Origin of the sequence: Luteolibacter sp. LG18, assembly GCF_036322585.1 — a bacterium.
Taxonomy (GTDB): domain Bacteria; phylum Verrucomicrobiota; class Verrucomicrobiia; order Verrucomicrobiales; family Akkermansiaceae; genus Luteolibacter.
In genome coordinates, this window is sequence record NZ_AP024600.1 from 4,819,327 (window position 1) to 4,841,951 (window position 22,625).

26 protein-coding genes are annotated in these 22,625 nt (G+C 64.4%); 8 read left to right on the plus strand and 18 right to left on the minus strand.

The annotated features are described in order from the left end of the window. Window positions 1–35: 35 nt before the first annotated feature. Window positions 36–389, plus strand: coding sequence for a hypothetical protein (locus llg_RS19220; RefSeq protein ID WP_338286576.1), 354 nt, complete (start codon window positions 36–38; stop codon window positions 387–389). A gap of 101 nt (window positions 390–490) precedes the next feature. Here the strand turns inward: llg_RS19220 and llg_RS19225 are convergent, their stop codons facing one another. The 10 genes from llg_RS19225 to llg_RS19270 form a co-directional block, all read right to left on the minus strand. Continuing rightward, on the minus strand, window positions 491–1,624 hold the full coding sequence (locus llg_RS19225; protein WP_338286577.1) for a class II aldolase/adducin family protein: 1,134 nt from the start codon (window positions 1,622–1,624) through the stop codon (window positions 491–493). A gap of 5 nt (window positions 1,625–1,629) precedes the next feature. Continuing rightward, the gene (locus llg_RS19230; protein ID WP_338286578.1) at window positions 1,630–1,929 is read right to left on the minus strand and encodes a EutN/CcmL family microcompartment protein; all 300 of its coding nucleotides are present in this window, start codon (window positions 1,927–1,929) and stop codon (window positions 1,630–1,632) included. Between the two features lie 96 nt (window positions 1,930–2,025). Continuing rightward, window positions 2,026–2,283 carry a EutN/CcmL family microcompartment protein gene (locus llg_RS19235; protein WP_338286579.1) on the minus strand — a complete coding sequence of 86 codons (258 nt, stop codon included), beginning with the start codon at window positions 2,281–2,283 and terminating at the stop codon, window positions 2,026–2,028. A 2-nt stretch (window positions 2,284–2,285) separates the two neighbouring features. Next, window positions 2,286–3,755, minus strand: a complete 1,470-nt coding sequence (locus llg_RS19240) for an aldehyde dehydrogenase family protein (protein ID WP_338286580.1) — start codon at window positions 3,753–3,755, stop codon at window positions 2,286–2,288. Between the two features lie 81 nt (window positions 3,756–3,836). Beyond that, a complete protein-coding gene (locus llg_RS19245; protein WP_338286582.1) occupies window positions 3,837–4,145 on the minus strand; it encodes a EutN/CcmL family microcompartment protein in 309 nt (102 codons plus the stop codon). A gap of 54 nt (window positions 4,146–4,199) precedes the next feature. Beyond that, entirely contained in the window at window positions 4,200–4,502 is a 303-nt protein-coding gene (locus tag llg_RS19250) for a BMC domain-containing protein (RefSeq protein WP_211634141.1), read from the minus strand. A 36-nt stretch (window positions 4,503–4,538) separates the two neighbouring features. Next, window positions 4,539–5,714 carry an acetate/propionate family kinase gene (locus llg_RS19255; RefSeq protein WP_338286583.1) on the minus strand — a complete coding sequence of 392 codons (1,176 nt, stop codon included), beginning with the start codon at window positions 5,712–5,714 and terminating at the stop codon, window positions 4,539–4,541. Between the two features lie 28 nt (window positions 5,715–5,742). Beyond that, window positions 5,743–6,021, minus strand: a complete 279-nt coding sequence (locus tag llg_RS19260; RefSeq protein WP_338286584.1) for a BMC domain-containing protein — start codon at window positions 6,019–6,021, stop codon at window positions 5,743–5,745. A 104-nt stretch (window positions 6,022–6,125) separates the two neighbouring features. Then, window positions 6,126–6,398 carry a BMC domain-containing protein gene (locus llg_RS19265; protein WP_338286586.1) on the minus strand — a complete coding sequence of 91 codons (273 nt, stop codon included), beginning with the start codon at window positions 6,396–6,398 and terminating at the stop codon, window positions 6,126–6,128. Between the two features lie 27 nt (window positions 6,399–6,425). Continuing rightward, entirely contained in the window at window positions 6,426–7,106 is a 681-nt protein-coding gene (locus llg_RS19270; protein WP_345789181.1) for a phosphate propanoyltransferase, read from the minus strand. Between the two features lie 83 nt (window positions 7,107–7,189). Between llg_RS19270 and llg_RS19275 the strand changes: the two genes are divergently transcribed. Continuing rightward, entirely contained in the window at window positions 7,190–7,948 is a 759-nt protein-coding gene (locus llg_RS19275; protein ID WP_338286590.1) for a DeoR/GlpR family DNA-binding transcription regulator, read from the plus strand. Between the two features lie 65 nt (window positions 7,949–8,013). Here llg_RS19275 and llg_RS19280 read toward each other — a convergent pair whose 3' ends face one another. From llg_RS19280 to llg_RS19290, 3 genes are all read right to left on the minus strand, one after another. Then, entirely contained in the window at window positions 8,014–8,940 is a 927-nt protein-coding gene (locus llg_RS19280; RefSeq protein ID WP_338286592.1) for a 2-dehydropantoate 2-reductase, read from the minus strand. A gap of 43 nt (window positions 8,941–8,983) precedes the next feature. Then, the gene (locus llg_RS19285; protein ID WP_338286593.1) at window positions 8,984–9,571 is read right to left on the minus strand and encodes an Ig-like domain-containing protein; all 588 of its coding nucleotides are present in this window, start codon (window positions 9,569–9,571) and stop codon (window positions 8,984–8,986) included. Window positions 9,572–9,725: 154 nt separating this feature from the next. Then, window positions 9,726–10,640, minus strand: coding sequence for a histone deacetylase (locus llg_RS19290; RefSeq protein WP_338286595.1), 915 nt, complete (start codon window positions 10,638–10,640; stop codon window positions 9,726–9,728). Between the two features lie 122 nt (window positions 10,641–10,762). Here llg_RS19290 and llg_RS19295 point away from each other — a divergent pair, with 122 nt between their 5' ends. The 6 genes from llg_RS19295 (at window position 10,763) to llg_RS19320 (ending at window position 18,173) form a co-directional block, all read left to right on the plus strand. After that, the gene (locus tag llg_RS19295; protein WP_338286597.1) at window positions 10,763–11,455 is read left to right on the plus strand and encodes a DUF4190 domain-containing protein; all 693 of its coding nucleotides are present in this window, start codon (window positions 10,763–10,765) and stop codon (window positions 11,453–11,455) included. Between the two features lie 276 nt (window positions 11,456–11,731). Beyond that, window positions 11,732–13,057, plus strand: a complete 1,326-nt coding sequence (locus llg_RS19300) for an NAD(P)/FAD-dependent oxidoreductase (protein ID WP_338286598.1) — start codon at window positions 11,732–11,734, stop codon at window positions 13,055–13,057. 172 nt (window positions 13,058–13,229) lie between these two features. Then, window positions 13,230–14,510 carry a hypothetical protein gene (locus tag llg_RS19305; RefSeq protein ID WP_338286600.1) on the plus strand — a complete coding sequence of 427 codons (1,281 nt, stop codon included), beginning with the start codon at window positions 13,230–13,232 and terminating at the stop codon, window positions 14,508–14,510. A 211-nt stretch (window positions 14,511–14,721) separates the two neighbouring features. Next, entirely contained in the window at window positions 14,722–15,969 is a 1,248-nt protein-coding gene (locus tag llg_RS19310) for a Gfo/Idh/MocA family oxidoreductase (RefSeq protein ID WP_338286602.1), read from the plus strand. A 102-nt stretch (window positions 15,970–16,071) separates the two neighbouring features. Beyond that, the gene (locus tag llg_RS19315; RefSeq protein WP_338286603.1) at window positions 16,072–17,634 is read left to right on the plus strand and encodes a peptidase S10; all 1,563 of its coding nucleotides are present in this window, start codon (window positions 16,072–16,074) and stop codon (window positions 17,632–17,634) included. A 62-nt stretch (window positions 17,635–17,696) separates the two neighbouring features. Further along, window positions 17,697–18,173, plus strand: coding sequence for a DUF4870 domain-containing protein (locus llg_RS19320; protein WP_338286605.1), 477 nt, complete (start codon window positions 17,697–17,699; stop codon window positions 18,171–18,173). A 182-nt stretch (window positions 18,174–18,355) separates the two neighbouring features. On the opposite strand, the gene llg_RS19325 is transcribed toward llg_RS19320, so the two are convergent. From llg_RS19325 to trpS, 5 genes are all read right to left on the minus strand, one after another. Next, window positions 18,356–18,928 carry a DUF420 domain-containing protein gene (locus tag llg_RS19325; protein ID WP_338286607.1) on the minus strand — a complete coding sequence of 191 codons (573 nt, stop codon included), beginning with the start codon at window positions 18,926–18,928 and terminating at the stop codon, window positions 18,356–18,358. Then, on the minus strand, window positions 18,925–19,659 hold the full coding sequence (locus llg_RS19330) for an SCO family protein (RefSeq protein ID WP_338286609.1): 735 nt from the start codon (window positions 19,657–19,659) through the stop codon (window positions 18,925–18,927). Before llg_RS19330 ends, llg_RS19325 begins: the two co-directional genes overlap by 4 nt. Beyond that, the gene (locus tag llg_RS19335) at window positions 19,659–20,453 is read right to left on the minus strand and encodes a hypothetical protein (RefSeq protein WP_338286612.1); all 795 of its coding nucleotides are present in this window, start codon (window positions 20,451–20,453) and stop codon (window positions 19,659–19,661) included. Before llg_RS19335 ends, llg_RS19330 begins: the two co-directional genes overlap by 1 nt. Window positions 20,454–20,471: 18 nt before the next feature. Beyond that, window positions 20,472–21,383 (minus strand): heme o synthase, encoded by a 912-nt coding sequence (gene cyoE, locus llg_RS19340; protein ID WP_338286614.1) that lies wholly within the window; start codon window positions 21,381–21,383, stop codon window positions 20,472–20,474. A gap of 83 nt (window positions 21,384–21,466) precedes the next feature. Next, window positions 21,467–22,435: a tryptophan--tRNA ligase gene (gene trpS, locus llg_RS19345; RefSeq protein ID WP_338286615.1), complete on the minus strand. Its 969-nt coding sequence runs from the start codon at window positions 22,433–22,435 to the stop codon at window positions 21,467–21,469. Window positions 22,436–22,625: the final 190 nt, after the last annotated feature.

Here is a 22,625-nt window from a genome sequence, read left to right on the forward strand (position 1 = left end):
TGATGTCATCGCCGGTCTCGCGATTCGACAAACCGTTGCCCGTCCAAAGAACCTCTGCATCATCGGTCAATCCACACACCGCTTCTCCCGTCGCGAAAACGGTTTCCCCGCTGGTGGTGGACGAGATCGTCCGAGAGGACATCGAGAAGGCGGTGGTGACTTACTCACCCGACGCCCTGCCGACCTTCGAACGCTTCCTCGCCAGCAACGAGCCGGATGTGCGCGAGGCGGCACGGGATGGCCTGGTGAGACTTGGCCAGAAAGGCGGAGCCGCGCTCCTGCGCCGCGCCACCGCCCGCATGACCGATCCCGAGGAGATCAAGCGGATGCAGGAAACGGCGGACTGGCTGGACCTTCCCCCGGCCACCGAAGGGCCGATGAAGAGGTAGCACAAGTTTTCAACTTGTGAGTGTGAACGGCGCGCATGTCAGGTGGGTCCGAACGTTCTCACGACTCCGAACCCCACCCATGAGCAAGTTGGAAACTTGCTCTACTTCAGCGCCGCGAGGATCTGATCGGTGAGCTGCTGGACGAGCTTCTCGGCCTCGGGGTCGAGGCGACCGGAGTCCGCCGGAGCGGCGGCATCTGCGATCTGGCAAACGGCTCCCGGCTGGAAGGAGGTGTTGTCGCAGAGCTGGCACTCCTTCCAATCCTCGCGCGGGTCCACCATGCCGAGCTGGCGGCGGATCTTGAAGATGTCCTGCATCTTCTCGAACGGGATCGAGTGCAGCTTGCCGCCGTTGAGCTGGCTGGCCACCCAGATCGTCTGGCAGGCGGTCTCCATGTTCTCCAGCTTCCAGTAGGCGTCCTCGACATCGCTGCCCCAGGTCATCACGCCGTGGTTCTGGAGGAGCACGGCGGGATTGTCCTTCGCCACCTCGCCCACGGACGTGGCGTTCTCCGGGCTGCCGGGGGTCTGATACGGGATCAGCTTGATCGGACCGGTGAAGATCTCGGCCTCGGAGCAAAGGCAGGTCGGCGGCTCGATGCCGGCCACGGCGAAGGCGGTGGAGTACGGAGGATGGCCGTGGATGCAAGACTTCGCGAGCGGCTGGCGCTTCATGATCGCGAGGTGGGTGTTCACCTCGGACGTGCGCTTCCGCCATCCGGCCTTCTGGTTGCCATCGAAATCCACGAGCGCGATGTCATCGACCTGGAGTTCGCCCTTCGAGCGCAGGGTCGGCGTGCACAACACGAGGTTGTCACCGACGCGGACGGTGATGTTGCCACCGTTGCCATCGACCATGTTGCGGCCCCACATCTTGTGCCCCACATGGACCATCTGCGTTTTGATCTCCACGATCGCCGGACTGTAGAAGAAGCGCTGGATCTCCTCCGGCGTGACCGGATCCCCACCGGCGGGCCAGTGGTATTCGAAGGACGGCACGATCGGCACCGGCGGCACCTTCGGCACGCCCGGCGGCAGCGGCGGGAAACGATCCGAGGACTTCCCAGTGGAAACCGGAGCGGCAGCCGCTTTTCCAGCCACCACCTTGCCCGGGCCATCACGCAGGACGTCGCGGGCCGAAGGCGTCAGGACGGCGTCCTTCGGCAGGTCGGCGGCGGTCTTGCCGGATTTCAGGAAGGCCTCGATGTCGGCTCCGGTGAAAACTTTCTTGGTCATGGGAATCAAAACGGATGGTAGGAAAGGCTGTCGAAGATCGCGATGTTGAGCGCGTCGATCGGGATCGGATGGTCGAAGGGCGCGGTGGCCTCGGCTCCCTCCACGAAGCCGATGATGTCCCCTTCCCCGGCGCCGAGGTTGTCATAGACCACGAGGGTCGGCTGGCTGGAGAGCGCGGGACGGTTCGCGCAGGCGTCATTGAACTGCGCGGCATCGAGCGGGTTTACGAGCAGCCAGCGCCCGCCTTTGAAGGAGGGTTGCTGGATGGCCATGGTGGCCTTGCCGATGACGTGTCCGATGCGCATGGGAGAATCGGGCTTCAGTGGAGATCCGGCCTGGGGCCAGAGCCCAGAGTCCAGAACCCAGAATCAAGAGAAGAGGTGGAACCAGCGGCGATCATATCAGTTGTCGATGATGCCCTGGACGAAGTTGCGGATCGGCGAGGAGTCGTCGTGGACGAGGTGGCGCGCGCCGAGCCCGTCGGTGGAGACGAAGACCTTCGAGTGCAGGCCGGCGCCGAAGAGGTCGATGGCGATGCAGGGGGCACCGGTGGGTTTGTCGTCGGAATCGACCGGCTGGCACAGCAGCAACTTGCTGCCCTTCAAGGAAGGGTGGCAATGCGAGCTGACGGCGTGGCCGACGATCCGGGCGACGAACATGGTCAGATGATGCGGAGGTTTTCGACCATCACGCAGCGGCGGATGCGGGTGAAGGTCTTCGGCGTGGTGATGCCCTCGCCGGTGGTGGTGGCGATGGAGTAGGACAAGTAGCCTTCGCCGCCGAGGCCGAGACCGGCGACGGACGGGCCGTTCTTCACGAAGATGGTGGTGTCCATCTCGCGCGCCATGTAGGTCATGTGGTCCACATCCTTCGAGTGGATGATGGCTGAGTGGCGGTAGCCGTGCTCGGCGCGCTTCGCCTCGCGGACGCCGGTGACGAAGTCCGGCACGGCGACGATCGGCAGCACCGGCATCATCTGCTCCTCCTGGACGAAGGCGTGGTCGGCATCCGTCTCGGCGAAAAGCAGCGGGGTGTTCGCGGCTACCGAGGTTCCGGCCACCTGCGCGAGCTTGGTGGGATCCGCCCCGACGAAGGCGCGGTTCACGACCGGGTGCGAGCAACCGCCGTCGGTTTCCTTGTAGGTGAAGGCGGACTTGGTGAGCTGTTCGAGCTGGGCGGAGGTGAGGCGCGCGGCACCGGCTTTCTGGAGTTCCTCGCAGAAGCGGTTGAACACCGAGCCGACGACGAACACGGCCTTCTCGCCGATGCAGAGCAGGTTGTTGTCGTAGGCACCGCCCTGGATCACGTCGCGAGCGGCCTTGGCGAGGTCCGCGGTTTCATCGACGACCACGGTGGGATTGCCCGGACCGGCGCAGATCGCGCGCTTGCCGGACTTCATCGCGGCGCTCACCACGGCCGGGCCGCCGGTAATGGCGAGCAGCGGGATGAGCGGGTTCTTGCAGATGAGCTCGAAGGACTCGAGCGTGGGCTCCTCGATGGTGGTGATGAGGTTGGCGATGCCGAGTTCGCGCTGGATCGCCTCGTTGTAGGCGCGCACCGCGAGCGCGGCGCTGCGGGCACCACCGGGATGCGGATTGAAAACGATCGCGTTGCCGGCGGCCACCATGTTGATGACATTGCCGGTGAGCGTAGGCACCGAGTGGGTGACCGGAAGGATCGCGCCGACGACACCGAAGGGCGCGTATTCCTCCAGCGTGATGCCGCCATCCCCGCTCATCGCGTCCGGACGCAGCCATTCCACGCCGGGAACGTTCTTGGTGATCTGGAGCTTCTCGATCTTGTGGTCGAGGCGGCCGATCTTGGTCTCCTCCATCTCGAACTTGCCCCACGCTTCCGCATTGGAAACCGCGAGGGTCTTCACGATCTCGACCACCTTCGCGCGACCGGCGACACCGAGCTTCTTGAGCTTCAGGTGCGCGTCGTTGGCGGCCTCGGCGGCCTTGTCCACGCAGGTGAAGACGCCGGACTTGCCGGAGTCGCCGGGGCAACCACAGCCGCAGGACGACTTCGCGGCGGCCGGGGCCGGAGCAGCCGGGACGGAGCCTTGGGCCAGCTTCGCGACGACGCTTTCGACGACGCTGCGGAGGGTTTCGGGATCGAGAGTTTTCACAGGAACAAAGAGAGAGGTGAGTCCGTGGATCTCACGGATGGAGCGATCTGGAATTTGAGATTTGAAATTTCAAATCCGGGATCAGCCACCCTTGTAGATGGCTTTGCCGAGGACATCCACGCGGTCGATGATCGCGACGATGGCGGCATCGACGGGGACCTGCTTGAGGCCCTCCGCGGCGCGGGCGGAGCTGCCCTGGCAGAACATCACGACCTCCCCTTCCCCCGCGCCGACCGTGTCGATGGCGACGATGGTGTTCTGGCCGTGCTTGAACTTCGACGGATCCTTGTCGTCGACCAGCAGCGGGCGGAGCAGAAGCAGTTTCCTGCCCGTCATTTGCTCATCCTTCTTGGTGGCGACGACCTGGCCGATGACTTCCGCGAGGAACATGGTGGCGAGGAGTGAGGGGTGGCCCGGGATGCCACGCGGCATCCCGGCGGGAGCTTACTTGCGGGCGCGCTCGGCGGCGGGAGCCTTCGGCAGGACGCCTTCGATGGCTTCGTCCGGGCGGGCGATGACGTGGGCGCTCACCACCTCGCCGGAGGCGGAAGCGGCGGCGGCACCGGCGTCGAGCGCGGCCTTCACGGCGGCGACGTCACCGGTGATGACGGCGTTGCAGAGGGCGGAGCCGACCTGCTTCATCGGGCCGGCGAGTTCGACATTGGCGGACTTCAGCATCGCGTCGACGCCGACGACGAGGCAGGCGAGACCGCGGGTTTCAAGGAGTCCAACTGCTTGTTTGGCCATGGTGGTGTCTGGTTAGGTTGTGAGGGGTTGGGAAAATCAGGAAAGCTTGCGATAAACTTCGCGGGCGAGGACGAGTTCCTCGTTGGCCGGGATGACAATGACCTTCACGCGGGAGTCATCGCGGCTGATGATGGTTTCGTTGGCGCGGCAGGCGGCGTTCTTCTCCGGATCGAGGACGAGGCCGAATTCCTCCAGCCCCTCGCAGACGCGGGCGCGGATACAGGCACCGTTCTCGCCGATCCCGGCGGTGAACACGAGGGCCTCCAGGCCGCCCATGCGAAGCAGGAACGAACCGGCCCAGTGGCGGATGGAATCCACCAGCACGCCGAGTGCGAGCGCGGCATCGGCATTGCCGTTCGCAGCGGCGTCGTTGACGTCGCGGATGTCATTGGAAACGCCGGAGAGGCCGAGCAAGCCGCCCTCCTTCGTGAGCTGGCGCTGCGCCTCCTCCAGCGTGAGGCCGAGCGTCTTCACCGCATAGGGAATCGCCTCGGCATCGAGGTCGCCCACGCGGTTGTTCTGGGGCAGGCCGCTCTGCGGGGAGAAGCCCATGCTGGTGCCGATGGCCACGCCATTGCGGATGCCGGTCACCGAGCTGCTGCCGCCGAGGTGGCAGGAGATGGCGCGGAACGGCGCGCCGGAGATCTCCCTCGGGCCATCGAGATACAGGCGGCGCGCGACCTGCGCCACGTCCTCGCGGCCGCAGAGTTCGGCGGAGCGTTCGGCAATGAACTTGTGGCTGGCGCCGTGGAAACCGTAGCGGCGGATGCCGGCCTCGTGCCAGCTACGAGGAATAGCGTAGCGGGAGGATTCCTCCGGTACCCATTGGTAGAAGGCGGTCTCGAAGAGCGCCACCAGGCGGGCCTTCGGCAGGCTCTTGCGGAACTGGCGGATGCCGTTCGCATACGGCGGATTGTGGGCCGGAGCGACCGCGGCGAAGCCCTCCAAGGCCTCGATCACGCGGTCATCCGCCTCCACGCAGCCGCTCAAGTCGCGGCCCAGCACCGTCTTGAAACCGACCGCCTCGATCTCGTCCGCGGAGGCGATCACGCCGTCCCGCTGCAACGTGGCGAGCGCGTCATCGATCACCGCGGAATAGTCCGTCACGCGCTCGTAGCCACCCTTCGCCAATACCGCCCCGCCCTGCTCTCCCATGCGGAAGAGCTGGTACTTGAACGACGTGGAGCCGAGGTTGGCGACGAGGACGAGCATGGACGCGGACGTGTTCGAACCGGGAGGATCAGGCGATCCAGGAGCCGAGCTTGCTCAGGTCGTCGTGCGGACGCGGGATGACCTGCACGGAGGTCACGGTACCGATGTTCGAGGCGGCGGACGCGGCGGCGTCCAGGCCGGCCTTCACGGCGGCGACATCGCCGGTGAAGAAGGCGGTGACTAGGCCGGAGCCGATCTTGTCCCAGCCGGTGAGCTTGATGTCCGCGGCCTTGAGGGCGGCGTCGGACGCTTCGATGAGGGCGACGAAGCCCTTCGTTTCAATGATACCAATCGCTTGTTTGGCCATGGTGGTGGAGGTGAGGTTATAGGTTGTTTGTTAAGGGTTATTGGCGAGAGCTTGATGGGAATCTTCCCAATAACCTCTAACCTGTAACCTTTAACCAATCGCCATCAGGCGATTCCGAACTGGGTGAGCAGGTCGGGATGCGGGCGGGCGATGACGTGGGAGCTGACCAGCTCGCCGACACGGCCGGCGGCTTCCGCCCCGGCGTCCACGGCGGCCTTCACGCTGCCGACGTCGCCTTTGACGAGGACGGTGAGGAACCCACCGCCGGTCTGCACCTGCTTGATGAGTTCGACGTTGGCGGCTTTGGCCATGGCGTCGGTCGCTTCGACGCTGCCGACGTAGCCTTTGGTTTCGATCAATCCGAGGGCGGTGCTCATGATTTCAGATGTTCGGTGTTGAGAGGATTACTTGAGAAGTTCGCAGAAGGTGTTGCTGCCGAGGCCGCAGGCGTTGCCCTCGTCGGTGTCGATGTGGACCTCCAGCTTGAAGGACGGGTCCACGCGGACGACGAGATTGTCGAAGGTCATGCCGATCGGGCCGTGGACCTTGAGCTTCATCTGGTCGAGGTGCTTCACCCCGTAGAAAGCGGCGTCGGCCGGGTGCATGTGGACGTGCGGCTGGGCGCGGATCACGCCCTGCGGCAGCTCGAAGTAGCCGTTCGGCCCCATCAGCATGCAACCCGGGGTGCCTTCGATATCGCCGGACATACGAACCGGAATGTCGAACCCGAGCGCGATGGCATCTGTGAAAGCCAATTCCACCTGGTTCAGGGTCCGGCAAGGTCCAAGGATACGCAGGTTGGAAATCACCCGGCTGCGCGGCCCGATCAGGGTCACGGACTCCTTCGCGGCGTATTGGCCGTCCTGGTAAAGCCCCTTCATCGGGGTCAATTGGTGGCCTTTTCCGAACAGTGCCTCGACCGCTTCCTGGGTCAGGTGGCAGTGGCGGGCGCTGATATTCACCAGCAAAGCATTCGGGGCGCTGGCAGCACGCGGCAGGGAGAGGCCAAGTTTGGAATAGACTTGCTCCCTCACGAGGTGTTCGATCACTGCTCGTGGCGTGTTGGGTGTCAGCGGCGCTGCCATGCGCAGCCAATTTGCTTCTACCTGATTAAATCGTCAAGGGAAAACAAAGATATTCCCAAGAGAACCAAGATTTCCCAAAAGTCATGTTAGCCGTTGAACGTCATCGCCGTATCCTCGAATTGCTGCAGGTCAATGGCTCGGTCCGGACCGTCGAAATTGCCTCCGGTTTCGGCGTGACCGACGAGACGATCCGCAAGGATTTCGAGTTCCTCGAGCACCGCGGCGACCTGATCCGCATCCACGGCGGGGCCACCCGCCCGGCCCGTGCCCGCGAGGAACTGCCCCTCACCGAGCGCCAGATGATCCGCCGCGAGGAGAAGTCCGCGATCGCGAAACTGGCCGTGGCGCGCATCCAGCCGAACGACACGATCTTCCTGGACGCCAGCTCCACCACGTTGACGCTCACCGAGTTCCTCCCGGACATGCCGCTCACGATCCTCACCAACGCGTTGAATGTTTTCACTGCGCTGGAAAACCGTAGCCAGTGCGACCTGATCTGCACCGGGGGCCTCTACGACCGTCGCTCGCGCTCGTTCATTGGCCTGCCCGCGGAGGCCGCGCTGCGCCGCTACAACATCCACCGCATGTTCTGCTCCGGTAACGGCATCGATCTGGAACGCGGCATCAGCGAGACGAATTCCCGCCAGGCCTCCTTCAAGGAACGCGTGATCGCCAATGCCGAGGAGGTCGTTTACCTCGCCGACCACAGCAAGCTGGGCCAGAAGGCATCTTTCTTTTTCGGGGATATTTCGTCTTTGAATTGCGTTATCACCGACCAGGCCGGTGACCCGGACTTCCTGCAGGCGCTCCGCGAGCGCGGCGTGGAAGTGCTGAAGCCTTGAGCGACACCGCTCTCCGGAAACCCCGAACGACACGAAGGCTCACGAAACGTGAGCCTTCGCCATTTTTACCTCTCCGCGATCTTCGCGCGGATGCGGGTGAGGAGCTTTTCAAGATGGGGCATCGGCACGCCGACAGCCTGACCGCGGCGCAGGGGTTCCGCCCAGATCGGCTCGACCTCCACGTCCCGGCCCTCCACGAAATCGATCATGCTGGACGGCCGATAGGGTCCCATCGGACGGGTGCGCTCGACGTTCAGCTCGATCAGGTCGTCGGAGAGATCCAGCCCCTGGGCACGGGCGGTGTGGACCGTTTCCGCCATCAGGGCGCGGATCTCAGTTTCCACGCCGGGCGTTTGTAGCAGCACATCGGTGGTCACGCCCCCCTCGGCGATGGCGAGGCCGTTGAACGGGATGTTCCAGACAAGCTTCTTCCACTGCGCCTCCTCCAGCGGCTGGCCAGCCTCGGCGGGAATCTTCGCGGCCTTGAAGCGGCGCACGATTTCCGAGGTGCGGCCGCGCTCGTCCGGCAGGAATTCACCCACCGTGATCCGGCCACCTGCCGTGTGGCTGACGAACCCCGGCGCGAGGCGATTCAGACACACGAAACACAGTGCCCCGAGAACGCGCTCCGGACCGGTGATGTCGGCGATGGCCTCGCAGTTCCCCAGTCCATTCTGGAGCGTGAGCACTTGGGTGTCCGCATGAAGGAGCGGCGGTAACACCTCGGCGAGGCGATCATTGGCGGTGGCCTTCCAGGACACGATGACGAGATCCACCGGACCGATGTCCTCCGGCGTGCGGTAGCCCTGCACCTGTGGCAGCGTGAAATCGCCGTGGACGCTTTCGCAGCGAATGCCATCCCGTGCCACGTCGTCGAAATCCGAGCGCAGCAGGAACCGCACGTCCGCACCCGCCTCCGCAAGGCGACCGCCGTAGTACAAGCCGATCGCCCCCGAGCCCACGATCGCCACCGATTCAAACTTCCAACTCACGCCCGGCAGCAAAGCCCATCCCGCCGCGGACGCAAGGCGTGAGTCACTTCATCGCGAGGAAGCGGTAGTAGCGGCGGGCGTCATTGGTGGCCACGCTGGTGTCGGTGACCACCACGCCCACCTCCTGCGCCACCTCCACGGTGCGGAAGGTCTTCCAGGTCTTCATGTCCTCGGAATACTGAGCCTGGTAGCTGGTGCCCTGCTGGCCGTAGAGGGTGATCTGGAATCCGCGGCGCGGGCCCTCGGTCCACTGCGGCTCGGTGGCATGGGCCTGGCCGCTGACGAGCACGTAGTCCCAGCGGCTCACCGCCCCTTGGTTGTCGGTGGCCTGCGCGCTCACCACCAGCGATCCGGCGCGTGGATTGCTCCAGGTCACCTCGTAGGGCGCGCGGGTGGCTTCACCGATCACCACACCGCCGACGGAGAACTGGACCTTGGCGATCGAGCCATCACGGTCGCTGGCGTTCGCGGTGAACTTGCACGGGATACCGGCCTGGATCGTCGCCCCGTCGGCAAGTCCGGTGATGGTCACAACCGGCGCCTCGTTGGCGGCGGCGGTGGCGGTGAGGAACGCTCCGCACGCGGCGGCACGGAGGAGAGCGGCAAGGTTGGCAAGGGCTTGATGTTTCATCCTGCACGAACCCTAACACCGCGATCATTAAGCCATGATGAACGGTGGGATATGCCGATGATCAAATGCTTATCGGGAAGTAGCGCACTCGATCCTTAGACGTCTGGTCGCCACTTGGCGAATAGGTCCTATAGGACGTATAAGACCCATCTTCTCACAGCCCGCGGTACTCCACCGCGAGCTTCTTCGCGGTGGCCACCGTGTTGCGGTGGAGCTTCGCGGTGAACTCGAGCTGGCGGTTGTAGCCGCCACCATAGAGCACGGTGACCGGAATGCGGTTCTTCAGAAACGCGCGCAGCAGCACCTCGTCGCGGCGCTGAAGGTCCTTCACGGAAAGGTGCATCTGGCCGAAGCGGTCGTTGCGGTGGTTGTCAGCGCCGGCCACCCAGATGACGAGGTCCGGTGAGAAAGCATCGAGCGCGTTCGCCAGCGAGGTGAAGAGCTGCTTGAGATACATCTCCCCTTCCACATAGCGGACGGTCTCCACGTCCATCGATCCATCCACTTTTTTCGTCGGGTAATTGCGCCCGACGTGGATCGAGTAGGTGAAGACGCGCGGGTCGTGGCCGAGGATGGCGTTGGTGCCGTTGCCCTGGTGGGCATCGGTGTCCACCACCATGATCCGGATGCCGGGCTGCTTGTCCTGGATATCACGGATCGCGATGGCGACGTCATTGAAGACGCAGTAGCCCTCACCGTGTTCGCTGAAGGCATGGTGGGTGCCGCCCGCCAGGCAGACGCCGATGCCCTCCTCAAGCGCGGCGTGGCAGGCCAAGCGCGTGGCCTCCACCTCAGTGGCGCTGCGCGCGAAAAGTTTCCCGCCCACCGGCAGACCGAGCAGGATCTGCTCCTTCCGGTCCAGCAAGCCGGACTGGATTTTCGAAATATAGTCCGGCTGGTGCGCCAGCTTCAGCAGGTGGGAATCGGCCACCCGCACGTCGATGATCTCCTCCGGGCGCAGGATGCCGCCTTCCAGCAGCATGTCCTTCGACACCCGGAACTTGTCCATCGGAAACGGGTGCCCGGCTGGCAGGGCGAGCTCGAAATCCTGGGAGTAGAAGCAGCGCATGGTGGTCGCCCAACAGGGAACAGAGGAACCCGCGGAAAGCCAATGGGAATTTGAGAAACGATCAGGAGTCCACGCCGGTCGATGGCCTTGCCAGTCTGTCCCTTTTCACTCAGAAAGTTGTCATGAACGCCCCGGACATTTCCGCCCCGACCACCAGCAAGGCCGCGGTCGCCAGTCTCATCTGCGGCATTGGCGGATTCCTCACCGGCCCCCTCACGGGCATCCCCGCCATCATCACCGGCCACATCGCCCATGGTAATATCCGTCGCGCCGGTGGCACGCTTGGCGGCGGCGGCATGGCCCTGGCCGGGCTGATCATGGGCTACATCACCAGTTTTCTGATCGGGGGCATCGCCCTACTCGCCGGCATCGCCACTCCGGCCCTGCTGAGGCAGCAGGAAAAGGCGGCCCTGGTCATGCTCACCTCCGACATGCGCCAGATGCAACTGGCCTTCGTGGACTTCGAATCCGATTACGACAGCTACCCCTCGGACGCCCTGGCAGCCCGGGTCAAGGAGGAGACCGGCCAGGCCGCGAAGAACTCACTCTATCAGCTCGAAGCCGCCGGAACCGTCTCCGACCTGAAATCCCTACTCCACGTGACGCGGAAGATGAAGGGCGGCTGGAACTACTTCCCCGGCGCGAAATCCACGGATGTCCGCCGACTCGTACTCATCAGTCCCTCGGTCAATGGAAAGCACAAAGCGCTGTTTTCCGATGGCACGATCCTGGATTTCAGTTCCGCGCAACAGGAGGAAGCCGTCCTGAAGGCAGGGCCTGGGATGGTCTTGGTTCCCGTCGAGGACGTGCGCTGAGGATTCGTCGCGTGGGAAGACATCGACTGGCCCGATCCGTTCAGCCGCCACGAAATGCGACCAAACGACCTGAAAAACCCACTCAAAATCCCCAAACCGCTCAAACCCAACACCAAATTCACACCAAAAACGCGAACTTTCAGCCTAATCACGCCCCAAGCCCCCTATCCCTCGGGCTCAAAATCGCGCTCATGAGACTAATTCATCGCTTGTGAAATATTTCACAAGCTCTTGCATTTGTCCGAAAAAAAGTCCTGTGCCACCTTCCGCAGCGAAATGAGCGAGCGAGACGCCAGCGCCAAGGGGCCCCGAAAAGTACTGATCATCGGGGCCGGATTTGCAGGATTGGAGTGCGCACAGAAGTTGGCGAATGACTCCCGGTTCGAGGTGACCATCATCGACCGGAACAATCACCATCTCTTCCAGCCCCTCCTTTATCAAGTCGCCACGGCCTCCCTGGCCGCCTCCGACATCGCCCGTTCCATCCGCCAGGTCCTGACCAAGGCGAAGAACGTCACCGTGCTGATGGACGAGATCAGCGCCATCGACAGCGACGGCAAGACCGCCAACGGCAAGTCCGGCACGGTTTACCACTACGACACCCTGCTGCTGGCCGCGGGTGCCCGCACCGGTTACTTCGGCCGCGACGAGTGGGCCGAGCACACGCTGGGCCTTAAAACCTTGGCGGAAGCCCAGACCGTCCGCCGCACCGTGCTTTCCAACCTGGAGAAGGCCGAGCTGACCACCGATCCGGAAGAGCGCAAGCGCCTCATGACGGTGGTGATCATCGGAGGCGGCCCGACCGGCGTGGAGCTGGCGGGGGCCTTCGCCGACCTGATCCACCGCTCGCTGAAGGAAGACTTCCGCCGCATCGATACCTCGAAGCTGCGCGTGCTGTTGCTGGAAGGTGCGGACCGCATCCTGGCCGTCTACGATCCGGACCAGAGTGCCTACACCAAGGACCGTCTGACGAAGGACGGCGTGGAAGTGCTGACCTCCACGAAGGTGGTGAACATTTCGAAGGGCCGCGCGGAGCTGGAAGACGGCACCGTGCTGGAGTCCGAGGCCATCATCTGGGCCGCCGGTGTGGCCGCGAACCCGCTGACCACCATGCTCGGCGTTCCGACGGACCGCGGTGGCCGCATCACCCCGAATCCCGACCTCTCCCTGCCGGGCAAGCCGGACATCTTCGTGGCCGGTGACCTCGTCGCCATCCTCGATGAAAAGGGCAAGCCGGTCCCCGGCGTGGCCCCAGCCGCCTCCCAGATGGGCCGCCACGTGGCGAAGGTCCTCAAGGAGGACGCCCGCCTGGAGAAGACCCAGTTCTCGGGAGACAAGGCCTCGCTGCGTCCGAAGTTCAGCTACTGGGACAAGGGCTTCATGGCCATCATCGGCAAGAACCACGCGGTGGTGAAGGCCGGGAACATGCGCGTGAAGGGCTTCATCGCCTGGGTGATGTGGCTGTTCATCCACATCCTCTTCCTCATCGGCTTCCGCAACAAGCTCTCGGTCCTCCTCGGCTGGGCATTCTCCTACATCCGGGACAATCCGGAAGCCCGTGTGATCGTGAACCGCCCCGGTTCCGTCGCCAAGCAGGCCTGATCGGAGAAACCACCATTCCCTATCCGCGAACGGGCACCCCACTGGGTGCCCGTTTTGCGTTGAACACACGTTAGTTGCAAGAAACATCGCCGAAGCGACGTTATGGGACGAAATCCGCCGTCATTGGCAGACAAGACCCACCACCTCGTTCGCTATCCACCCGTCACCGCCCATGAAACCCAAGTTCGTCACCTCCGCCGCCGTCGTCGTCATCGGAGCCGGCGCATTCCTCGCCGGTCGCTCCAGCGTCTCCAACAGCGCCAAGGAAGGCACCGCCTCCGCCGATGAGGTCAAACCGCTGGTGACGTCTTCCCGCGGTTCTGGCTCCGGATCGGCTGATGGTTCCCGTTCCTCCAGCCGCACCGGGGGAAAATCGGACAGCCGCACCGCGGGTGACTCCACCCGCCCGGCCACCAAGGAGGCCCGCCTGGCGAAATTGGAAAACATCATGCGCGGCGAGGACCCGCTGGCCCGCAACCGCGCCCTGATCGATTACCTCGACCAGCTCGACCCCGCGGAGCTGAAGGACGCCGTGGACCGCTTCCGCGCCATGGGCATCACCCAGGAGCGCTTCGGTGAATACTCAATGATGCTCACCGCTTGGGCCAAGGCCGATCCGACCGGCGCGCTGGCCTACGCCAAGGAGAACACCAACGGCGGATTCGCCACCAATGCCATTCTCAGCGCCTGGGCCACCAACGACCCCGAGGCCGCCATCGCCTGGGCCAAGGCCAACCACACCGGCGACGAGGCCAATCCTTATCTGGCCGGGATCATCCGCGGCATCGCCGCCAGCGATCCCACCCGCGCCACCAGCCTCATGACCGAGATGCCCTACGGCAAGGAACGCGGCGAGGCCCTCAATGGCGTGCTCCCGCACATCCTCACCCAAGGCAACGAAGCCACCCGCGAATGGATCGCCTCGCTTCAGGACGAGCGCCTCCGCAATGGCGCGATGGAGCACGTGGCCGACCAGATGGCGAAGACCGATCCGAAGGGCACCGCCGATTGGCTGCTGGCCAATCCGGGCGACGCCGCCACCCGCAACATGGACAACGTGCTCGGCACCTGGGCGGAAAAGGACCAGGCCGGTGCCACCGCCTACTACCAAGCGCTGCCCGCGGGCGAGGCCCGCAGCAATGCCCTCCGCGGCATCGTCAACACCATCGCCGACAACGATCCGCAGGCCGCGATCGCGTTCATGGACAGCCACCCGGCCGATGTCACCGACCGCACGGTCCAGCAGCTCGTCTGGCACACCATGGAGGATTCCCCGGAACTGGCCCTCAGCCAGGTTTCCAAGATCGGCGACCAAGGCGCGCAGGAAGGCATGTATCGCCGCGCGATCGACACCTGGATGCGCAACGACCCGGCCGCCGCCAAGGGCTACCTCCAGACCCACGCCCTGCCGCCGAACCTCCGCGGCTACGTGCAGAACAAACTGAGCAAGTGAGCGCAAAGTAGCACAAGCATTCCTGCTTGTGAGTGGGTGGACTCGCGAAGTTTCGCGCACTTCCAGTCCGCCCTCGTGTGGCCGGTGAAAAGAAAGAGCGCGCCTCTGGTTCGTTCTCTTCTCTGATCACTGATGACTGATCACTAGCCCCTCAACGAGGACCAGCTCTTGCGTCTGGACTCCCGGTTCGCGATCCGGGAATGTCGAGGCCGTGTCCGATTCTTTGTCCATCGCTGTTCTGGGCTGCGGTTCCCGTGGCCGCACCTATGCCAAAATCGCCGCGTCATTCGGCGACCGTTACCGTTTGACCGCCGCCGCCGATCCGGTGGCCGTCCGCCGCGAAGCCGTCTCCTCCCTCGCCCCGGCCGGGCAGGTGCAGGAATTCCAATCCGCGGAATCGCTCTTCGCCACCGGGAAGCTGGCGGATGTACTGATCATCGCCACTCAGGACGCCCAGCACTTCAGCCACGTGATGGAGGCACTGGAGGCGGGCTACGACGTGCTGCTGGAAAAGCCCGCCGCGGAATCGCTGGAACGCTGCGAGGAAATCGACCGCCGTGCCCGCGAGCTGGGCCGCCGCATCGCGCTGTGCTTCGTGCTGCGCTACACCCCCTTCTACTCCACCGTGAAGAAGGTGATCGAAAGCGGTCGCCTCGGCCGCATCATCTCGATCCGCACCCACGAGGGCGTGGAGCCCTACCACCAGGCCCACTCGTTCGTGCGCGGCCACTGGAGCCGCACCGACCGTTCCACGCCGATGATCGTGGCGAAATGCTCGCACGACGCCGACCTGATCTGCTGGCTCGGCGACTCCCCCGTGTCCTCGGTTTCCAGCTACGGTGATCGTAGTTGGTTCCGCGCGGAGAACGCCCCGGCCGGGGCTCCCGCCCGCTGCACCGATGGCTGCCCCGCGGCGAAGGACTGCATCTACGACTCCCACCGCTACCTGAAGGACAAGCGCCGCTGGCTGGGTATGGTGATGGACGGCTGGGAACAGGCGGACGATGGCGCGGTGATCGAATTCCTCCGCACCTCGCCCTGGGGCCGCTGCGTCTACCACTGCGACAACGACGTGGTGGATCACCAGGTGCTCGCCTGCGAGCTGGAGAACGGCATCACCGTGACCCACACCATGACCGCCTTCGACTACGCCCGCGCGATCGAGATCTACGGCACCAAGGCCGCGCTCAAGGGCGGCCATCCCTATCATGAAGCGGGAGCCCCCGAACTCTGGCTGCGCCACCATGAGCACGGCTCCATCGAGCCGGTGGAAATCGTCAAACCGGCCGATGACGGCTATGCCGGCCACGGCGGCGGCGACTACGGCATCGTCGATGCGCTGGACCACCTTTTCAAAGGCCCGCACGCACTGCCGCCGGGTCTCGATGGCCTTGCGGGACACCGCCTCGCCTTCCAAGCCGAAGCTTCCCGCGTGGCCAAGGGCGTGCCGATGCATTAGGTCGCGATCGTCTCGACCAATTTTTCAGAATGTCCCGTCCGTCGGCATCGCTGTAAGACGATCTCTCATCGCACCGTCTCCCATCCGTCCCTTTTCCCGCCCATGAAACCCGCCCGCTTCGTCCCCATCGCCCTCGCTGCTCTTTCCGCCACCGCCCTGGCCGCGGACGCCGTGAAGGACGCGCCGAAAAACGACAAGGCCGAGAAGGCGGAGGCCAAGGGTGAGGGACCTAACAAGGACATCCCGAAACCGGAGAAGGAGCCCAAGGACACCCCGCCGGTCACCCGCCCTTCCGCCGTGACCATCGCCGGCAAGACCGTCCCCTACGAGGTCACCGCCGCGAAACTGGTGCTGAAGGAGGAGGACGGCAAACCGCGCGCCTCGATCTTCCACGTGGCCTACACCCGCACCGGCCTGACCGATGCGGAGAAGGCGAAGCGCCCGGTCCTGTTCGCCTTCAATGGCGGCCCGGGTTCCTCCGCGGTGTGGCTGCACCTCGGCATCCTCGGACCGAAGCGCGTGGACATCCCCGGCGATGGCACCACTGCCCCGCCGCCACCCGCCCGCCTGATCGACAATCCGGAGAGCATCCTCGACGTTTGCGACCTGGTCTTCATCGACCCCGTTTCCACCGGCTACAGCCGCGCCGAAAAGGACACCAAGCCGAGCGACTTCCACGGCGTGGAGGAGGACATCAGCTCGGTGGGCGACTTCGTGCGCCGCTGGGTCAGCGAGCACGACCGCTGGGGTTCGCCGAAGTTCCTGCTCGGCGAGTCCTACGGCGGCGTCCGCGTGGCCGGTCTGGCGAACCATCTGCAATCCCGCTACGGGATGAGCCTCAATGGCGTGGTGATGCTCTCCTCGCTCGTCGACTTCCGCACGCTCACCGGCGACCAGGGCGATGACCTCGTCTATCAGGTCTACCTGCCGGTCTACGCCGCGGTGGCCCATTTCCACGGCAAGCTCAAGGGCGACCGCGACGCCCTCATCGAGGAGGCCCGCAAGTTCTCCTTCGGAGACTACGGCGTGGCCCTGCTCCGCGGCACCCACATTCCCGCCGAGGAACGCGCGAAGCTCGCCGAGAAGCTCGCGGCCTTCAGCGGCATCGAGGCCGCGGTGTGGCTGAGCCATGACCTGCGCATCGACCCCACCTTCTTCCGCGCCGAACTGCTGCGAAAGGAGCACAAGGTGGTGGGCCGCTTCGATGCCCGCGTCGCGTGGGGCGCCACCAGCGAGTCCGATCAATCGCCCGACTACGATCCTTCGTACGCGCTGGCGCAGGGGGCCTTCTCCACCGCCATGTTGAACTACCTGGTCCACGACCTGCAGTGGAAGGAAGACCAGCCCTACGAGATCCTCACCGGCAAGGTGAACCCGTGGCGCTGGAACGCGAGCAACGGCTACGTGAACCTCAGCGACCGGATCTCGAATGCCATGCGGGACAACCCTCACCTCAAGGTGATGGTGATGTGCGGCCACGCCGACCTCGCCACCCCGCCGGACGGCATCGGCTACTCGTTCAGCCACCTCTTCCAATTGCCGGAAGCGCAGCGTGGAAACGTGAGCTTCACCCACTACGATGGTGGTCACATGTTCTACCTGAACCCACCGGACCGGGTGAAGGCCCGCGAGGACCTGGTGAAGTTCCTCAACGGGGCGAAGTGAGGCGGCGCACGCGCCGCGCTACGTTCTCGACTCTCCCGCCCATCCTCCTATCGTCCGTGGACATGGAGTTCGATCCCACCGTGCCCCAGGGGCCGCCACCCTTGCAGCAACCGCCCCAGCCTCCGCCGATGATGCTGGCGCAGCCGCCGCCGGGCCTACCTCCAGGCATGATGGTGCCCGCGCCCGGCTACCCGCTCTCCACCCCGGACGAACGGACGATGGGATTGCTCTGCCACCTGCTCCCGATCTTCACCGGCTTCCTCGGCCCGCTCATCCTGTGGCTGGTGAAAAAGGAGGGCTCGCCGTTCGTGGATCACCACGGCCGGGAAGCGCTCAATTTCCAGATCTCGAAATTGATCTACTTCTTCGGCGGCGGCGCCTTGACCATGGTGCTCGTGTTCGCTGGCGGCATCGGCATCTTCCTGATCCCGCTGCTCATGATCATGGGCGTGCTGATGCTGGTGGCGGAAATCATGGCCGCCCTCGCCGCCAACCGCGGCGAATGGCACCGCTATCCCTGCTGCATCCGGGTGATTTGAAGGTAGGGTCATCTCGCCGAGATGACCGGGCGGAGGATGTTGTTCGCGGGACGAACGCCGCCCGATCAAACGAAGGGATGGGACATGCCGTTGGCAGCGGACGCACCCGTTAGACCCGGTCGCCCCGGCGGTGCGCCCCTACCTTCAGAGAGGCACCTTCCTTCCGAAACAACACTCCGCGCTCACCCGTAATACGGCCGCAGCATCAGGTAGCAGATCGGCCCCGTGACGGCCACGTAGAGCCACAGCGGGAACACCCATTTCGCCAAGCGGCGGTGCGCTGCGAAACGGTTCGTCCAACCGGCGGTGAACGTGAAGAGGATGAACGGCAAGCTGACACCCGCCAACGTGATGTGAGTGATCAGCAGGAACAGGTAGACCGCTTTCATCCAGCCGGTGCCGCCATAACGCGTTTCATCGGTGGTGAAGTGATAGGCCACGTAGCACAGCAGGAACACGACCGAGAGCCCCATCGCCGCGAAAATGAACGAGCGGTGGCGCGCGATCTTCCCCTGCTTCACCGCCACCAGCGCGCCGACGAGGCACACCGCCACCAGCGAATTCAGAATCGCGTGGACCGGCGGCAGGAAGGTGAACGACCAGCCCTCCGGCAGCGGGATCCGCAGTTCCGGACGCCGCATCAGACCAACCAGGATCAGCACCACGGCGGTGAGCACCCAGGTCACGATCCCGAGCTTCTTCGAAAGCGCCTCGTCCGGCGTGCGGGACAGCCACTCCTTGCGTTCGTCGCTCATCGTTCGACCGTCTCGTTCTTCTTCTCCAGCTCGGTGCGGATGCGTCCGTAGAGCTGCGTCTTGAGTTCCTCGTAAAGCCCCGGCTGGCGTTTCACCGCCTCCTCGGAGCGGGCATCGGCCAGCGGCCATTTCCCGACGATCTGCCAGTTCTTGTCCACCAGCAGGAAGGAGAGGTCGTGCGCGAAGCGGCCGTTCGACTCGATGTCGACCGGATCGCGACGCTCGCGGACGCCCATGAACTTCAGCTCGTGCTCCAGGTACTGGTGGGTCGCCTTCTCGTCACCGGCATTGAAGAACCACCAGTTTTTCGCGTCCGCGCCGAGGGCTCCGGCATACTCCTTCAAGCGTTCCGGGGAATCGCTGGTGGGATCCACCGAGATGCACACGATCTGGAAATCCGGGTTATTACGGAAAGTATCGTACAAGGCGCGCAGCTCGACGCCGTTGCGCTGCGCGCAGTGCGGGCAGACCGCGAAGAACTCGGCGACGAGGACGACCTTCCCTTTCAGGTCGGACAGCTTCACCTTCTCGCCCGCCTGGTTGGTGCCCTCGAGGTCCTTCTCGATCGGCACCCATTGGTCCTCGGTGCCCTTGCCCGCGTTCACCACCAGCGCATTTGCCGGCAGCGCGGGCTTCAGTCCCGTCCGCAGCCACATGGCGGTGCCGATGATGGCGGCGCAGACCACTGCGACCACTCCGTAAATGACAGCCAGTTTTCCTTTCGAGTGCATCAGTCTTTCAGTGGCTCCTCACGGAGCTGTTCGATGGTTTTGACCAGCACGCCCTCCAGCGTCTGGGCGTTGGTTTGATCGGTACCAGTCTTCACGCCGCGGGCGTCCCACTCGGCGGCCTGGTCGAAATCGAACCGGGCGACATAGGCCTCGCCGCCGCGCTTCTGCGGGATCACGGCGTTGCGCACGTGGCGGTTGCGGTCCACCACGACGATGGAGGTGTCATACTTCCACTTGCCATCCTCCTGGTGGGGAAAGAGCGAGGTCTTGAACTCGTTCTTGATGAACTTGTAGAGCGTCTGCGGTTCGGTCGAAGCCACCCACCATTGCGGCAGCGTCGCGCCAAGCTTCCCGCTCTCCGTCACGAGCAATCCGTGGAGGTCTTCCGCCGGACCGGGATCGATCACCAGCGTCACGAACGCCACATCCTCGGTCGCCTTGTAGCGTTCTGCGAGGCGCTTCATCACCTCCACCGAGCGGGCGGAAATGGCCGGATCGGACGAGCTGACCGCGCAGGCCAGCCACACCTTGCCACCGAGATCGAGGAGACCGGCCTGGTGGTTGTCCTGGCGCAGCACGCGCAGGTCGCGGCCCTTGTCGATGCGGGAGATGATCGCCGGCCGCGAATGATCCTCGGAAAGTGCCTTTTTCTGGTCCGCCTTGTTCTTCAGGACGTAGGCCGAGAGCACCATGATCCCGCCCAGGATCATGATCGCGACAAGGATCCACGCCGTGCGGCGCAGCTTCTTCGGATCACGGACGGCGGGCTCGAGAGTCTGAATGTCCACAGGCATCGGGCGGCGGACCGTAGCCTAGCGCCAACCGATGGCAAGCAAACCCAGCGCCGCGGGCAGGTAGATCAACGTGAAAAAGAACAATTTCCGCGCCGAGGCCCGGTCACCGGCCGATCGGAACCGCCACGCCAGCCCGGCCATCAGGACCGCCAGCAGCGGGCCGAAAATCCCCCAGGTCCAGCCGGTGAAGCCCATCGGCCACGGGGCGATCGAAATCACGGCCAGCGCCAGGGCGAACACCGCGGACAGCATCGCGCTCTTTTTGCCGCTGACGTCGCCGTTCGACCACATCTTGTAACCGGCGTCCTCGTATTCCTCGCGGCAGATCCAGTTGATCGCCACGAAATGGGGAAGCTGCCAGAAGAACAGCAGCGCGAACAGGAACGCCGCCCGCCAATCGAGCGCGCCGCCCGCCCCCACCCAGCCGATCACCGGCGGAATCGCTCCCGGGATGGCCCCCACCAGGGTATTGGTGGAGCTGAGGCGCTTCAGCGGCGTGTAAACGAAGACGTAGATGGCGATGGTCGCCGCCGTGAGCGTGGCAGCCAGGCCATTGATCATGGTGGCGAGATGGAGGATGCCGAAGGCGGAAAGCACCCAGCCGACCCCGAAGGCCACCATCGGATCCATCCGGCGGGATGGCAGCGGACGGTTCGCGGTACGGCGCATCCGCTTGTCCAGGTCGATCTCCATCAACTGGTTGAACGCCGCCGAACCGAACGCCGCCGCGGCCGTGCCGAGGAGCGTGTTGAACAGACGCCACCAGTCGAAGCCGTGGCCGCGCGAGGCCAGCAGGAAGCCGAAGAAGGCCGTGATGAGCACGAACAGGTTCAGCCGCACCTTCATCAGGACGGCCAGATCCTGCCGCAGTCCGGGAACCGGCAGCAGGGGCTCGTTTTCAGCAGGGGGCACCGGAGTTTCGTCGGCCATCGTGTCGGGGGCGGATCATGGGGACCGGCGGGCGCATGCCAAGCGCCAAGCTGCCGGATTCCCAATTGCGAGCGTCGCGAGTGTCAAACGAGGCCCACCGCCTTGCGGACGCGGTCGAGCACCTTGGAGGCCTCCTCGCGGGCCCGCTCGGCACCGCGTTTCAGCACGGCATCCACGAAGCCGGGATCCGCCAGGATCTCCTCGCGGCGGGCGCGCATCGGGGCGAAGAACTCCCAGTAGGCGTCGGCGAGGCGCGTCTTGAAATGGCCGTAGCCGAAGCCGCCGCTGAGATGGTCCGCCACCATCTGGTTGTAGTCCGCCTCACTGGCGAAAAGTTTGTAAAGCGCGAGAATGGTCGAGTCCGCCACCGGCTTCGGCTCCTCCAGCGGAGTCGAGTCGGTGATGATGTTCTTCATGATGATCTTCTTCGAAGGCTTCTCGTCGCCGAAGATCGGGAGCGTGTTGTGATAGCTCTTGCTCATTTTCCGGCCATCGGTGCCGATGACCAACGCCGTGTCCTCGCGGATGATCGGCTCCGGAACGATCACCGTGCCCTCGCCGTAGGTCTCGTTGATCTTGCCCGCGAGATCGCGGGTCATTTCCAGATGCTGCTTCTGGTCCTTGCCGACCGGCACTTGGTTCGAATCGTAAAGCAGGATGTCCGCGGCCATCAGCACCGGGTAGGCGAAAAGCGCGTGGTTCGGCGCGATCCCGTTGGCGACCTTGTCCTTGTACGAATGGCCCTTTTCCAGCAAGCTGAACGGGCAGACGGTGGAAAGAATCCACGCCAGCTCATTGACCTCCGGCACCGCGCTCTGGCGGAAGAACACCGCGCGCTCCGGATCCAGGCCGCAGGCGAGGAAATCGATGGCCAGCTCCCGGACGTTTTCGCGAAGCGCCGCCGGGTCCTGCGAGGACGTCATCGCGTGGTAGTCCGCGATGAAATAGAAGGCCTCGCCCTTGTCCTGCAATTGTACCGCCGGCTGCATCGCGCCGAAGTAATTGCCGACATGGAGTTTTCCGCTCGGTTGGAGCCCGGTCAGGATTCGCATGGCGCGGAACATGGACGCGCCCGGATGGAGCGGTCAAGCCGTCGTGGCAGTTGATCAGCACCGATGGCCTTTACTCCACCGAGGATCGCCACCTCCGTCGGCGATTCAAACACCCGCCCAAGGAGAGGGCCAAGACCTCCAATCAGCAGCCTCGCAGAGGCATCGAAACGCTCCCTTCCAGAGGCAGCTT